General features: G+C 40.9%; 12 protein-coding genes and 2 pseudogenes. 10 read left to right on the top strand and 4 right to left on the bottom strand.

Features of this window, described 5'->3' with window-relative positions; translation table 11 throughout:
- Window positions 1–33: 33 nt before the first annotated feature.
- Window positions 34–810 (bottom strand): 3-hydroxybutyrate dehydrogenase, encoded by a 777-nt coding sequence (locus JNUCC41_RS03070; RefSeq protein WP_192206321.1) that lies wholly within the window; start codon window positions 808–810, stop codon window positions 34–36.
- A 257-nt stretch (window positions 811–1067) separates the two neighbouring features.
- On the opposite strand from JNUCC41_RS03070, the gene JNUCC41_RS03065 reads away from it, so the two are divergent.
- The 7 genes from JNUCC41_RS03065 to JNUCC41_RS03035 all read left to right on the top strand — a co-directional run bounded on the left by JNUCC41_RS03065 (window position 1068) and on the right by JNUCC41_RS03035 (window position 9850).
- Window positions 1068–2015 (top strand): 3-hydroxyacyl-CoA dehydrogenase family protein, encoded by a 948-nt coding sequence (locus tag JNUCC41_RS03065; RefSeq protein WP_192206320.1) that lies wholly within the window; start codon window positions 1068–1070, stop codon window positions 2013–2015.
- Entirely contained in the window at window positions 2012–3187 is a 1176-nt protein-coding gene (locus tag JNUCC41_RS03060) for an acetyl-CoA C-acetyltransferase (protein WP_192206319.1), read from the top strand. Before JNUCC41_RS03065 ends, JNUCC41_RS03060 begins: the two co-directional genes overlap by 4 nt.
- A 64-nt stretch (window positions 3188–3251) precedes the next feature.
- Window positions 3252–4922 (top strand): sigma-54 interaction domain-containing protein, encoded by a 1671-nt coding sequence (locus JNUCC41_RS03055; protein WP_192206318.1) that lies wholly within the window; start codon window positions 3252–3254, stop codon window positions 4920–4922.
- Window positions 4923–5741: 819 nt separating this feature from the next.
- Window positions 5742–7127 carry a GntP family permease gene (locus JNUCC41_RS03050; protein WP_192206317.1) on the top strand — a complete coding sequence of 462 codons (1386 nt, stop codon included), beginning with the start codon at window positions 5742–5744 and terminating at the stop codon, window positions 7125–7127.
- Window positions 7128–7159: 32 nt separating this feature from the next.
- Window positions 7160–7855, top strand: a complete 696-nt coding sequence (locus tag JNUCC41_RS03045; protein ID WP_192206316.1) for a CoA transferase subunit A — start codon at window positions 7160–7162, stop codon at window positions 7853–7855.
- 17 nt (window positions 7856–7872) lie between these two features.
- Window positions 7873–8520, top strand: a complete 648-nt coding sequence (locus JNUCC41_RS03040; protein ID WP_192206315.1) for a 3-oxoacid CoA-transferase subunit B — start codon at window positions 7873–7875, stop codon at window positions 8518–8520.
- A gap of 412 nt (window positions 8521–8932) precedes the next feature.
- Window positions 8933–9850 carry a M15 family metallopeptidase gene (locus JNUCC41_RS03035; RefSeq protein ID WP_228467510.1) on the top strand — a complete coding sequence of 306 codons (918 nt, stop codon included), beginning with the start codon at window positions 8933–8935 and terminating at the stop codon, window positions 9848–9850.
- A gap of 70 nt (window positions 9851–9920) precedes the next feature.
- On the opposite strand, the gene JNUCC41_RS03030 is transcribed toward JNUCC41_RS03035, so the two are convergent.
- Window positions 9921–10769 (bottom strand): HAD-IIB family hydrolase, encoded by an 849-nt coding sequence (locus tag JNUCC41_RS03030; protein ID WP_192206314.1) that lies wholly within the window; start codon window positions 10767–10769, stop codon window positions 9921–9923.
- A gap of 153 nt (window positions 10770–10922) precedes the next feature.
- On the opposite strand from JNUCC41_RS03030, the gene JNUCC41_RS03025 reads away from it, so the two are divergent.
- On the top strand, window positions 10923–11912 hold the full coding sequence (locus tag JNUCC41_RS03025) for a LacI family DNA-binding transcriptional regulator (protein ID WP_192206313.1): 990 nt from the start codon (window positions 10923–10925) through the stop codon (window positions 11910–11912).
- Window positions 11913–12146: 234 nt separating this feature from the next.
- On the opposite strand, the pseudogene JNUCC41_RS26595 reads toward JNUCC41_RS03025, so the two are convergent.
- Window positions 12147–12272, bottom strand: a pseudogene (locus JNUCC41_RS26595) (GNAT family N-acetyltransferase); the annotation flags it as partial.
- Window positions 12273–12289: 17 nt separating this feature from the next.
- On the opposite strand from JNUCC41_RS26595, the gene JNUCC41_RS03020 reads away from it, so the two are divergent.
- A complete protein-coding gene (locus JNUCC41_RS03020; RefSeq protein WP_192206312.1) occupies window positions 12290–12700 on the top strand; it encodes a hypothetical protein in 411 nt (136 codons plus the stop codon).
- Between the two features lie 16 nt (window positions 12701–12716).
- On the top strand, window positions 12717–13274 hold the full coding sequence (locus JNUCC41_RS03015) for a hypothetical protein (protein ID WP_192206311.1): 558 nt from the start codon (window positions 12717–12719) through the stop codon (window positions 13272–13274).
- A 234-nt stretch (window positions 13275–13508) separates the two neighbouring features.
- On the opposite strand, the pseudogene JNUCC41_RS03010 reads toward JNUCC41_RS03015, so the two are convergent.
- A pseudogene (locus tag JNUCC41_RS03010) lies at window positions 13509–14021 on the bottom strand (GNAT family N-acetyltransferase).
- Window positions 14022–14130: the final 109 nt, after the last annotated feature.

Here is a 14130-nt window from a genome sequence, read left to right as displayed (position 1 = left end):
TATTCGGGGTTTATCGCAGATGCCTTTTTCCTTTTATTGAGCTGTATATCCGCCATCTAACACGACTGCCTGGCCTGTGATGCCCCGTGCTTTGTCGCTTGCGAGGAAAATGGCATAGTCGGCAATTTCACTTACATCGAGTAAGCGGTTTTGTGGGACAAGTGGATAGATGACATCTTCCAAAACGCTTTCTAGCGGTACTTGTCTTGTTTTCGCCAAATCCTCCAATTGTCCGCGGACGAGAGGTGTGTCTACATATCCTGGGCAAAGGGCATTGACGGTAATGCCAAAAGAGGCGCTTTCCAAGGCGGCGACTTTCGTTAAACCGATTACACCGTGTTTGGCACTATTGTACGCTGCTTTGTTGGCAAATCCAATCAGGCCGTTAATGGAAGAGATATTGATGATTCTGCCGAAGCCTTGTTCTTTCATGATCGGCAAAACGTTCTTTATTGAAATGAATGGCGCGGTCAGCATGATTTTGATCATCAGTTCGAATTTTTCAGTTGGAAACTCCTCGATTGGAGCAACATGCTGAAGGCCTGCGTTATTGATGAAAATATCTATTCGTCCGTATTTGTCTTTAGCTTGTTTGATTAGTTGGATAATATCCTCTTCACTTGTTACGTCCGCTTTTAGGCCGATAACATCCAAGCCTTTGTTCCTCAGGTCTAAAGCAGCTTTTTCAACTGTGTTTTGATCAAGGTCGGACAAAACGACCTTTGCGCCATTTTCCGCGAATATCTTTCCGATCTCAAAACCGATTCCTCTAGCGGATCCGGTAATGATCGCCACTTTATCTTTAACCATATTACATTCCTCCAATAAAAAATGTAATGGTCCAGGTCTGTCATTTTATGTCGTAAATAGGGAATATTTCACAAGGCAAACTCCATTGGAAATATAAAGGGAAGGTTATAAAAATATGGTTTAGGTTAATGAGTAAGAGTCTATCATGATTTTCAAGATAAAAAAAGAATTTTATTCCCCCCTAATCTTTGGCATAAATATTGCATAAATAAAAAAGTGAGTAAATAAAGGTAATGGAAACGGAAAGGGGAAGCTGGATGATTAAAAAAATAACCATTATCGGTTCAGGTGTAATGGGGAGCGGGATCGCTCAGTCTTTTGCAGTTAGCGGGTATTCCGTCACCATTAACGATATAAAGGAAGAGTTGCTACACCATGCCCAAAATCGGATTTCTGAGAATCTATCACTGCTCATTGAGGAAGGGGCATTGACTGATCAGGAAAAGCAAGATGCTTTAGCGAATATTACGTATAGCGTAGATTTGGAAGGGGCTGTAAGGGATGCTGACTTTATCATTGAGGCGATTCCGGAAGTCATTGAGCTGAAGTTGAATCTATATCAGCAAATGGAGGGAATAATCAAACCGGATGCCATTGTTGCTTCAAATACATCGACCTTTCCGATTTCTCAATTGATGGAGAAGGCCTCGTTTGCCGACAGAATGGTCATCACGCATTTCTTTAATCCTGGCCATTTGGTTCCGTTGGTTGAAGTTGTTCAGCATGACGAAACAAAGCCTGAAATCGTCAAGACAACAATGGATTTAATGCGTAAAATCGGCAAGTCTCCGATTCTCTTGAAAAAAGAAATAGCAGGATTCATCGCCAATCGTCTCCAGACTGCCTTGATGCGGGAAGCCTTTTATCTATTGAAAGAGGGCGTTGCCGATGCTGAGGATATCGATACGGCGATAACGGCTGGACCAGGTTTTCGATGGGCATTTACTGGGCCGATCGAGATTGCAGATTTTGGCGGATTGGATACATGGCAGCGCGTTTTTGATAATGTTTCACCGGTATTGGATCAAAGTAAGGAAGCCCCTGATTTGATTCGTGATTTGGTAGCTAAGGGAAAGCTTGGGACGAAGTCGGGAGAAGGGATTTTTACGTATGAAGGATCTGCCGTGTCTCAGAAAATCAATGAGAGGGACCGTAATTTTATTAAACTGGGAAAATTAAAAATGGAGAAGGAGGAAGTATTATGAGAGAAGTAGTGATTGTGGGGGCAGCAAGAACACCAGTTGGTTCTTTTGGAGGCAGTCTTGCCAATGTGTCGGCGGTTGACTTGGGAGTTGTGGCTGCCAAGGAAGCGATTAAGCGGGCGAATATCTCGGCTGACATGATTGATGAGGTATTAGTAGGGAATATTCTATCTGCTGGATTAGGGCAAAATGTGGCACGTCAGGTTGCGATTCATGCAGGGATTCCGGAAACAACGCCGGCCATGGCCATAAATAAACTTTGCGGATCTGGCCTCCGGACGGTAATAATGGGCGCACAATTCATTGCCCTTGGCGATGCTGATGTGATTCTTGCCGGGGGGATTGAAAGCATGAGCAATGCTCCATATTTACTTCCGAATTATCGTTTTGGACAGAAAATGGGGAATGCCGAAGCAGTCGATTCCATGACATATGATGCCTTGACGGATGTTTTTAATCAATATCATATGGGCGTGACTGCGGAGAATATCGCCGAGCAGTGGGGAATCAGCCGTGAAAAGCAGGACGAATTTGCTTTAGATAGCCAACGGAAGGCTGAAAAGGCACAGCTTGAAGGACGATTTGCAGATGAAATCGTACCTGTTGAATATAAACGCAGAGGAAAGACGATCTTGGTGGACCAAGATGAACACCCGCGTCATGGGCTGACAATCGACCAGCTAGCGAAGCTGCGTCCTGCTTTTAAGGAAAATGGGACGGTTACGGCAGGAAATGCATCCGGAATCAATGATGGGGGTGCGATGTTAGTCCTGATGTCTAAGGAAAAAGCGGACGAGCTGGGACTGGAAGCATTAGCGACAATTAAGTCATATGCAAATGCTGCGCTTGATCCGAAAATCATGGGATACGGTCCTGTGCCTGCGACAAGGAAGGCTTTGGCAAAAGCGGGATTGACAATAGATGATCTTGATTTGATGGAAGTGAATGAAGCCTTTGCGGCACAATCACTCGCCGTGCTTAAAGACCTTAAACTGAATCCCGAGAAAGTGAATGTAAATGGCGGTGCAATAGCTCTGGGTCATCCGGTAGGTGCTTCCGGTGCCCGAATCTTAGTGACTTTATTGTATGAAATGAAGCTTAGGGATGCAAAAACCGGCCTTGCCACATTATGTATCGGTGGCGGACAGGGAACTGCGCTGATTGTGGAACGGTAATGACTTGGCCCCTTTTTCCTATGATATAATGGAGGAAACTTCAGACGGGTTAAGGAGAATAGGAATGGCCAGCGATAATAAAACTATTCAATTTGAATTAGTGAAAGCGATATTGGAAGAATTGCCTTTTGGTGTTTTGGTAACGAAAAACGAAACAGAAATCGTTCTCAGCAATCGCGTATTATCCGAGGCTTTTGCTGAGAATGAATTGGATCGGCAAATAAATTTGATTATTGAAAAAAAACTTGTACCCGCTGTAAATACTCCGATTCGTTTGAATGATCATAATGGGATTGTCAGAAAGGCCCTCATTCAAATGGGTGATGAGGAGTATCAGATTTATCTCCTATTATTTACAAATAATAAAAGTGATTTTCTTAACAGCGATAATCATGAAGAACTTCTGTTTAAGGATATTATCGAATTTGCCTATGACGGCTTGGTGATGGTCGATACGGAAGGGTATGTCCAAATGCTGAGCCACGCTTATGCGGATTTTCTTGGCGTCGATCAGGAAAGTTCCATTGGGAAACATGTAACGGAGGTCATTGAAAATACCCGTATGCATGTGGTCGCCAAAACTGGCAAGCAAGAGGTCGCTGAATTACAAAAAATAAAAGATAATTATATAATTGCGACCCGCTCCCCGATAAGGAAACAAGGTAAATTAATAGGGGCGGTCGGAAAGATTCTGTTTAAGAATGTCGGCCAATTTACCGCTCTTTCCAAACGGATAAATTCACTAGAAGTTGAGCTGAAAAAGTACAAAGGCGATTTTCGCGAGAGGAATAAGGCCTCATATACGTTTGATCATCTGATGGGGAGAAGTCCTGCTTTCATGGAAGTAAAAGGTCAAGCCAAAATTGCCGCTAAAAGCGACTCGAATGTGTTGATCTTGGGTGAAAGCGGAACAGGTAAGGAGCTGTTTGCCCATTCCATTCATAATGATAGCAGAAGGGCCATGGGTGTATTTGTCAAAGTGAACTGTGCGGCCATCCCTGCAGAGCTGCTGGAGTCAGAACTATTCGGCTATGAAGAGGGTTCCTTCACTGGTGCAAAAAAAGGCGGAAAAGCAGGTAAGTTCGAAGCGGCTGAAGGCGGAACGATTTTTCTCGATGAAATCGGTGAGCTGCCACTGCATATGCAGGTTAAGCTGCTCCGTGTGTTACAAGAAAAAGAGATCGAGAGGGTCGGTTCGACGGGAAGCATTCCGATTGATGTACGGGTAATCGCTGCAACGAACCGTAATCTGGAGGAAATGGTCTCGAAGGGGGAATTCCGACTTGATATGTATTACCGGCTGAAGGTCTTGCAAATCCAGGTTCCTTCCATGAGAGAGCGACCGGAGGACATTGAAATACTGGTAAATCATTTTGTTGAAAAGTACCAGAACCTCATGAAAAAACGCGTAACGGGGATGAGTGAACAAGCTTTACGGCTGTTGCGTCTTTATAAATGGCCGGGTAATATCCGTGAGTTGGAGAATATCATCGAACGCGCAATGAATATTGTGGAAGAAGGGGAAATGATACGTTCCAAGCATCTCCCTGAAGAAATAACGGGACATAAAGAATCAGTATCGATTCGCACTTTAGCGGAAGTAATGGATGAAACCGAACGGGCTGCAATCGTTTCGTGTTTGGAAATGACTTCTGGTAATAAATCAGAAACGGCAAAGAGACTCGGAGTGAGTCGAACGACACTATATGAAAAAATGAATAAATATGGTTTATGAATGTTGAAATTGTCCTTTTGCGAAGGGTACTTTCTGAATTTTTAAAATAGTAGATTGGACGGATAGCGAGTACCTGGAGTAAACGCAACGTTCAAAGTATACAAAACATAAAAAAAGAATGTAGGAACAGAGGTTAAATCTAAAGTTTTAAAAAAGTTGATTGGAACGGAAGGTGCGAGACTCCTGCGGGAAAAGCGAGTCCCTGGAGAGGAAATCAACGATCAAATTAACTATAGACCAACTCGATTTCCATTGAGTATGTCTACAGTCTGAAGTGCCCTTTAGCCCAAGGGCACTTTTTTTATACTTATTAACCACCTCTTAAGAATTTTTCACTAGCAAATATTTGAAGTGTAAGGAAATCCGTACATAAAATGAAAGGAAATATAAATGGTGTAAGAAAAGGCTTACACTTTTTCGGAGTTTATACGTATGTGTACTGAAACCTTGACAGTTTTAAAGGGTTTTATTGAAAAACAGGGAAATAAAATGTTGGAAAAGGCTTTAAAAGATGTCATTTTTCATTGTGCTTAAGTTGGCACAATAATTGCATAATTAACTTTTGTGAATGGCCTATCTGTCATTTTATATTGTGTTTTCACGTAAAATGAAAGGGGATTTCGTAATTCAGCAGATTGTTGAAAGCGTTCTCACTAATTGGAAACCACTTAGGAAGCTCATTCAGCTTGACTTGGGGAAGGCAAGCTTGGATGGCAAAGGCGGAAAAATTGAAAATATGGAATTTAGGAGATTACTAGTAGTTCTGCTTAAGGGCTTCTGAAATTATTTTGGGGCAAGAGGAGAAAAGGGGGAATTGAGTTGGTGATTCAAATTTTAGCCATTGTTGTGGCGCTGGGACTTTTAATCTTTTTAGCCTACCGGGGCTATCCGGTCATTATCATAGCGCCGATCGTTACTTTATTGGCGGTCATTTTATCCGGTGGACATTTGCTGCCGAGTTATACAGAGACATATATGACGTTTGCGGCTAACTATATAAAAGCGTTTTTTCCGATATTCTTATTAGGGGCCGTATTTGGAAAAGTCATGGAAATGAGCGGTGCAGCAGCATCCATTGCCAAGACCATCGTAAAATCACTAGGCTCAAAGCAGGCCATTCTTGCCGTGGTGCTGGCGTGTTCGGCGCTGACATACGGCGGGGTTTCATTGTTTGTAGTGGCATTCGCCGTTTATCCGTTTGCAGCGGCAATCTTTAAAGAAGCAGACATTCCAAAAAGGTTATTGCCAGGAACGATAGCATTAGGCGCTTTCACTTATACGATGGATGCCCTTCCTGGAACACCTCAAATTCAAAATATCATTCCAACGAATTATTTCGGAACGGATACCTATGCAGCCCCAATAATAGGGATTATTGGCGCGATCATGGTATTCACTGGAGGAATGATCTGGTTAGAGCGTCGCCGTAAACAAGCATTGGCAAATGGCGAAGGCTATGGGGAAGGACATATTAATGAACCAGAAAGTGCAGAAGAGCAAAACCTGCCTAACTTTTGGCTGTCCATCGTACCGCTCATCCTTGTCGTAGCGTTTAATTTTGTTTTCAGCCGGAGTGCTATTTCGGTTAAGCACTGGTATGATGCATCGATGTTGAAGGAAACTTTCAACATTGCCGATGTAAGCACAGTCACTTCATCCTGGTCTTTGATTGTTGCATTGACAATCGGTATTATTGCAGCGATGCTTCTGAATGTTGGACGTATCAAGGTCAAATTGGCAACTGGATTAACTGCTGCGGCAATGGGATCCTTGCTTGCCATATTCAATACTGCATCTGAAGTTGGTTTCGGGAATGTGGTGAAAACGCTTCCTGGATTCTCGGTCATTCAAAACTGGGTGTTCGATGCAAGCGGCAATCCACTCGTATCCGAAGCTATCGCCGTCAATGTGCTGGCAGGGATTACCGGATCCGCGTCAGGTGGACTTTCGATTGCGTTAGAAGTAATGGGAGGTCACTATTTGCAGGTGGCCCAAAGTGTCGGAATCACCCCTGAAATGCTTCATCGAATTGCATCCATGGCATCTGGCGGAATGGATACGCTGCCGCATAATGGTGCCGTCATTACCTTGCTTGCCATTACTGGACTGACACATCGTCAATCTTACAAGGATATCTTTGCGATTACAGTTTTGAAAACTGTAACCGTGTTCATCATAGCTTTTGCAACTTCACTGTTTATTTAATAGAATAGTATTAAGAATGGAGATGATGGAAAATGAGTAAATTATTAACATCTTTTGATAGCGCTATTCAACAAATCGAGGATGGAGCAACCATTATCGTTGGCGGATTCGGATTAAGCGGAATACCAGAAAAACTGTTCATTGCTTTGCGTAACAAAGGGGTAAAGGATTTGACGATTGTCAGCAACAATTGTGGAGTCGACGATTGGGGTCTAGGTCTTTTGCTTGAAAATAAGCAAATCAAAAAAATGATCGCTTCTTATGTAGGGGAAAATAAGTTATTTGAACAGCAATTTTTAAGTGGCGAGCTGGAGGTCGAGCTAGTTCCACAAGGAACGCTGGCCGAGCGTTTAAGAGCGGGCGGAGCGGGAATTCCTGCCTTTTATACAGCTACTGGAGTAGGAACGGAAGTCGCGAAAGGTAAAGAACATAAAGAGTTTGATGGCCGCACATACATTATGGAAAAAGGAATAGTCGGAGATTTTGCCTTTGTAAAAGCCTGGAAAGCAGATCATTTCGGTAATCTTGTATATCGGAAAACGGCAAGGAATTTTAACCCTGTCGTTGCCACTGCAGGAAAAGTCACGCTTGTCGAAGTGGAGGAGCTCGTGGGCACAGGAGAACTCGATCCAGATGAAATTCATACTTCAGGGGTTTATGTACAGAAAGTGCTTGTAGGAAGTGACTATGAAAAACGAATTGAAAGACTTACAACTGCTAACGCATAAAAAGGAGGAGCATTCGAATGACGAGACAACTAATTTTAGAACGGGCCGTTAAAGAAATCCAAGATGGTATGTGTGTAAATTTAGGGATTGGAATGCCGACCTTGATTGCCAACATGATTCCAAATGACTTTAATGTCATGCTTCAATCGGAAAATGGCTTACTGGGAATCGGACCTTATCCACAAAAGGATGAAGTCGATCCGGATTTGATTAATGCCGGAAAAGAAACAGTAACCGCAAAATCGGGAGCATCATTTTTTGATAGCGCTGAATCGTTCGCGATGATTCGCGGCGGCCACATCGACCTGGCCATTTTAGGCGGGATGGAAGTGTCCGAGAATGGGGACTTGGCAAACTGGATGATTCCAGGGAAGATGGTAAAAGGAATGGGAGGGGCGATGGATCTCGTCCAAGGCGCAAAAAGAATTGTTGTCATTATGGACCATGTGAACAAGCATGGGGAATCCAAAGTGAAAAAGAGCTGTACATTGCCATTGACGGGGGAAAAAGTCGTCCATTGCCTGATTACCGAACTGGCTGTTTTTCAATTTACAGAAGCTGGCATGGAATTGATTGAATTGCAAAATGGCATAACACTTGATGAAGTGAAAAGTAAAACAGAGGCTGACTTTACAATAAGCCCCTCTATTGAAATTAAGGCGTAAGTTAAAGAGATTAATAAAACAATTCATTAATAGACTACTTTCATTCGCAAACAGGCGAACGGAAGTAGTCTAATTTTTTTGGGGAAATTCCCTTTCTATTGTGAAGGAACAATAGGCTTTTTCACCCTCAGTTATCAATCTTGGATAAAGATGATATATTCAAAAAAAAATAATAATTTCCGGCATTCCCTCCGAATATCTGGCTAGCCGAGACCCCACAGACGCTTGCGTCGAGGAGGCTTGGCAGACAGTCTGCGGAAAGGGAGCGGATTTCTTAAATCAGCTGGAACGTTTGTTAAATAACCTATTACTTCCATTCTCTAATAAATGAGAACAAACTTTTCCAACCATGCTACTTTTCCATTAAAAGGGCTTATATAAAGCCTGATGGGAACTAAAAGGAGGGATTGCATTGACGGTAGCATTACGAACATTACTGGATCGATCAGTGAAAAGGATGGGCAAAGGGATGAATCCTGTGGTGAAGGGATCAGCATTGGAAATGGTGGAATGTGCTTATACTGAAGGGATCACTGTACAGATAAGTGCAGGCCATCGCTCTTTGGAAGAACAAGCCGTACTTTATGGTCAAGGACGAGTTTACAGCTACAATGGAAAAAACTATAGCAATCTAGCTAAACCTATTGTGACGAACGCTAAACCAGGGCAATCTTATCATAATTATGGACTGGCCATTGATTTCTTCATTGTGAGTGATGATGGCAAGAGGGCGATATGGACAGTTGATTCAAAGTGGCAGCGCGTGGCTGCCATAGGTAAGGATTTAGGATTTAAATGGGGCGGGGATTGGAGTTCATTCAAGGATTATCCCCACTTGGAGATGACAGGCGGGTTATCTTTTACACAGTTACAAGCAGGAAAAGAACCTCACCTTACCTTCAAATTAGAAAAAATGGAAATGCCGAAGGCCAGCAAAGGAGATAGTCATATAATTTCGATACAAAAAACGTTAAATAGCCGATATAAAACGAATATTGAAGGTGATGGGTTTTATGGTCCAAAAACTCGATCGGCTCTAATAAAAGGTTTACAAACGGAGCTGAATAAGCAATACAATAAAAAGCTAATTGCCGATGGAAAATGGGGACCTAAAACCAAGACAGCAACCGTCACTTTAAAAAAAGGAGCTGCTGGCAACATCACATGGATCCTGCAAGCAGCGCTCTATTTGAAAGGGTTTAACCCCGGACCCCTTGACGGAGAATTCGGGGGGAAAACAGAGGCGGCATTATTTCAAGACCAAAAGGCAAGCAAGATTTCCGCTGATAAGCAAGCAGGTCAAGAAACATGGAATGAATTGCTTGCTTGATAGAAAAAACCATACCGTTAGCAGAAAGTTAAAGCTGTGGCAAAAGCGCATCAATTGCTTATACCTCCACTCAAATAGTAATGATGGATTGCAAAGTTCTTAATATTCCTTTGGAGTACGTACCTGCCGCTATTTTAGTATGAGCTTCCTTCGCTTCTTGAGTTGCATTCCCTACCAAGTAACCATGTTTAACACTTTTTAACATGAGCAGATCATTGCCGCTATCCCCGAATGCAAAGGCATGCTCCCGACTCAGCGCGAATTTGTCTAGCATAAAACGTACAATTTCATTTTTTCCAGTACCCAATGGAATAAAGTCTATATCATAACTATCTTCAGGATCTCCGGCAAGGGGATTGCAACGATTGATATTTACCCCTACCCCGTACTCTTTGGCCACCATCTGGATGGTGGCTAAGTTCTTCTTGTCGAGGGATTCATGTTGTATTTGATAATAATAATTTCTTTTGTAGCGTGAACTTCCCATTTGAGTCTGAGGAATCAATGGTATATTGCCGTTATGTAGAACATTATAAATTTCATCGACTTTCCTTTTATTAAATTCTTCGATAGTAAGCTGTGAATGCCAATCTGGATCATTTTCCAAAAAATTATTTTCTGAGAAATAGGTGATTTCAGTACCTAAGTCACTAGCAATAAAATGCGGGAAAAATCTGAAGCCACCTTGTTCCATTTTATGTAATATTGATTCAATACCACTTCCAGTGACCCAGCCAAAGACAAGTTCTCCATCGTGACTTTTTGCCTCTAAGTAATTTTCAAGTTCATATAAATCTTTCTGTCTCTCGTGACTCATGGAGTGAGGATAATAGGTTTCATCAAAATCACAGAATACAATGTATTTTGGGTCTTCAACATTTGGCAGTAACTGAAACCCGCCCTTTTTATTCAATAACATAACAATCCCTCCATTAGCTAAAAATATCCGCTTCAATAACATGTAAAAATGCAACTCAGGAAAATTTGGTAATATGTGATATGTGAGGAACGGTTTAATAATAACTTCTGAAATCGGTAACATGTCAACCACTTATTACAAGGATGTGATCAAATGACTAAAATTAGCGAAATAGCCAAGATGTGTAATGTCTCTAAAACAACGGTATCTAGAGTCTTGAATAATCATCCATATGTATCAAAAGAAAAAAGGGAACAAATCTTAAAGGTCATGGAAGAACTTGATTATGCACCAAGTTCACTTGCCCGGAATTTTAGGACAAATAAAACCCAAACCATTGCACTATCAGTCCCAAGATTCGATCATCCATTCTTTGCCCAATTGGTTAAAGGGGTATCTCTAGCGGCATTGGAAAATGATTATAAAGTTCTTATTTTTCAAACCTTTTATGATTCGAAAAATGAATTGGATGTTATGGGAAAATTAAAGAATAGAGAAGTAGATGGAGTTATTTTAGGAGCGTTAGAAAATGAATGGAATGTAATAAAGCCTTATTTGAAATATGGCCCAATCTTACTGTGTAATGAATACCATCATTCCGCCTCTATACCAATTATTGGTTATGATGAATTTGAAGCGACTTACAAAGCGGTAAATCATTTAATAAAAAAAGGCCATAGGAAGATAGGTTTTTGCTACGATACTTCTTATAGTCAGGCTCAGGGCCAAAGAAAAGAGGGATTTATAAAAGCGTTAGCGGATAATGATTTACTACATAATGATGACTGGATATTTGGACATGGATTTAATATTGAAGATGGATTCCGTATTTGTGATGAAATAGTAAAATTAAAAGAAAAACCTACTGCCTTATTTACTGGAAATGACCAGGTAGCAGCAGGAATTATTAAAAAGGCAACTACATTGGGCTACAAAATACCGGAATGCCTAGCTATAGTTGGTTATGATAATCAATCGATTTGCCAAGTCACAACCCCCACCATAACCACAATCGATATACCAATTATGGAACTAGGACAATGCACTGTAATAGAATTAATAAAATATTTTAATGATGATTTGGAATTAAAGCGGGACATTATTAAATTGCCTACCAAACTTAAAATCAGGGAATCAACCTAACCATCATTAAGATATAAAACTTCCTATTCAGGTTCATTATCCTTTTAGACAGACACCAAAAAGAAGAGCGGGATTAAGCAGTTCCAGCTATATGGATGTTGTCGGATAGGATGCAATCCGTCCTGCCCTGGGAATAATTCGACTTTCCCGGGAAATAATTCACCTAAACCCGTCATGATTCGACTTACCCTGGAATAATCCTTCCTGCACAAGTCCGCTAATCATCTAAAGAATTCATTCAAGTTCCAAGCACCAATCATTGCATCTCATAAAGCTCCCTGGCGGGTATTCGAATTCACATTCGGAGATGAGGTTGAAGCCGAGCTTGCGGCAAATTGCGTTTGATGCAGAATTATTGATAAGAAGGCGTACCGTCATTGGCATTCTTAATACCAATTGGACTTGCTATGTCACCTGCTGTTCTAACTGCTTTGTTTCATACAGGAGCTATGATAATTGTTAGTGGAACAGCTTTTGTAATTGCTACTCAAGCCAATAAATCCAAGAGTTATTATCATTTTGCTGCAACTGTTAAAAAGGGTGGAGTATATATTGGTAAGGGCTTATCAAAGTCTAAGGCAGTTGCTAGAATAAAGTCGAAGAATGATACGTGGTCTACTTCTAGTAATCAAGCAAAAGGTGTTGCATCTTCGGCTAATAAGAATGGAAAACCAATAAATGAGGTTGACAAACTTAACGGTAAACCTAAAAAAGGTTATTACTGGCATTGGCACCCTTATAAGCGAACTCCGAAAGCTCATGCTTTTTACGGTGGACCCGTCAAATAAACGCAGGGGGTAAACAATGAACAATTACGAAAAGTTATATAAACAATACCTATACAGGCAAGATGAACTATCGTTAACCAAGGAACAGGTCGTTGACCGTATTTTATCTAAATTCAAAGCTAGAGAATTTTCAAAAAAAGAAGTGCTAGATTTAGTCAATGATGACCAATTAGAATACTCTAAGATTTTCACATGTCTTGTAATAGATGATCCATCGGTGTTAAATAAACTGTTTTCAAACGAAGAAAGACGATACCACAATGAACAAGTGCTGGATAATCGCGAAAATCCGCTTAATGAGAAAAAAATAAAAAAAACCGAATGGAATTACAACCAGTTACTATTAGATGAACAAGAAGGTAGAAGAATCGATATATTCTTCGAAAGCAAAGATGGCAGATACATTTCGGAGTTTATTGTAAGAGACCAGTGTGAGAAATTGAATAGTTATTTAAATGCATTGATTGTAGGTTCACTTATTCAAAGGGGCGTCGCAGAGTATCCAACTGACATTACAGATGAGTATTTTCAATATTACTTAAAAAATTTAGAACAATTTGGATTCTTGAATTAATACGCCTTTACTTACTTAATAAATAACTCAAGTGTTTTCCAAGTTATCAAACAAAAAAGAGCTATAAAACGCCCAGTCTCCCTTGATTGAGAGAGTGGGCTTTTGTCACTCAAATGAATGGAGTTCTAAGTTTTCAATTAAAAATGTTGATAAACTTTTTAACTGTTGAGTTTAATCCTATACAATCCAAATTTCTCTTTCATTTACTACTATCCTAATGGTAATGAGCCATTGTCAGATAAGTTCCAAGCACCAATCATTGCATCTCATAAAGCTCCCTGGCGGGTATTCGAATTCACATTCGGAGATGAGGTTGAAGCCGAGCTTGCGGCAAATTGCGTTTGATGCAGGATTATTGATCGAAGGGAAAGCGTGAATGTATTTGTATTTTCGTTCGGCTTTGACTTTCTCTATCAGTGCCTTCACGGCTTGAGATGCGATTCCTTTTCCTTGAAAGGAAGGGAGGACGCTCCAGCCGATTTCGTATACATATTCATCATTTCACACTCTTTGCCAGTAGCCAACGGAACCGGCTGCCTCTGCCTCCGGAAACAAGTTGATGCTAAACATGCACCCCTTATCCCCAATCTGTAGATACCGTTGATGGCGTTTCAGGATTTGTTCATTATTTTCTGTTCCGCCAAGGTGTTCCATCATTTCTGGGGCATTTAGTTGAAAAAGTAATGCAAGGTCTGTATCTTCCCACGGTTTAATTTCTATTTTCATTTTTTTGCTTCGTTCTGAAATCCGACTCACCCCTGAATTTTAATTTTTCTTAATTAATTTTCTTGGCTTGGTGCGATATTCCTTTAGTTGAACTTATTAATCTATTGCCTTTTTGTTGAAGTTTTAATCT

The sequence above is a fragment of the Brevibacillus sp. JNUCC-41 genome, from assembly GCF_014844095.1.
GTDB classification, from domain to species: Bacteria; Bacillota; Bacilli; order Bacillales; family DSM-1321; genus Peribacillus; species Peribacillus aracenensis.
This window is presented reverse-complemented; position numbering and strand designations above follow the sequence as displayed.

What these genes read in the sequence shown, in the direction of transcription:
- JNUCC41_RS03070 (WP_192206321.1), bottom strand. Translation starts at nt 810, where the DNA reads ATGGTTAAAGATAAAGTGGCGATCATTACCGGATCCGCTAGAGGAATC.
- JNUCC41_RS03065 (WP_192206320.1), top strand. Translation starts at nt 1,068, where the DNA reads ATGATTAAAAAAATAACCATTATCGGTTCAGGTGTAATGGGGAGCGGG.
- JNUCC41_RS03060 (WP_192206319.1), top strand. Translation starts at nt 2,012, where the DNA reads ATGAGAGAAGTAGTGATTGTGGGGGCAGCAAGAACACCAGTTGGTTCT.
- JNUCC41_RS03055 (WP_192206318.1), top strand. Translation starts at nt 3,252, where the DNA reads ATGGCCAGCGATAATAAAACTATTCAATTTGAATTAGTGAAAGCGATA.
- JNUCC41_RS03045 (WP_192206316.1), top strand. Translation starts at nt 7,160, where the DNA reads ATGAGTAAATTATTAACATCTTTTGATAGCGCTATTCAACAAATCGAG.
- JNUCC41_RS03040 (WP_192206315.1), top strand. Translation starts at nt 7,873, where the DNA reads ATGACGAGACAACTAATTTTAGAACGGGCCGTTAAAGAAATCCAAGAT.
- JNUCC41_RS03030 (WP_192206314.1), bottom strand. Translation starts at nt 10,769, where the DNA reads ATGTTATTGAATAAAAAGGGCGGGTTTCAGTTACTGCCAAATGTTGAA.
- JNUCC41_RS03025 (WP_192206313.1), top strand. Translation starts at nt 10,923, where the DNA reads ATGACTAAAATTAGCGAAATAGCCAAGATGTGTAATGTCTCTAAAACA.
- JNUCC41_RS03015 (WP_192206311.1), top strand. Translation starts at nt 12,717, where the DNA reads ATGAACAATTACGAAAAGTTATATAAACAATACCTATACAGGCAAGAT.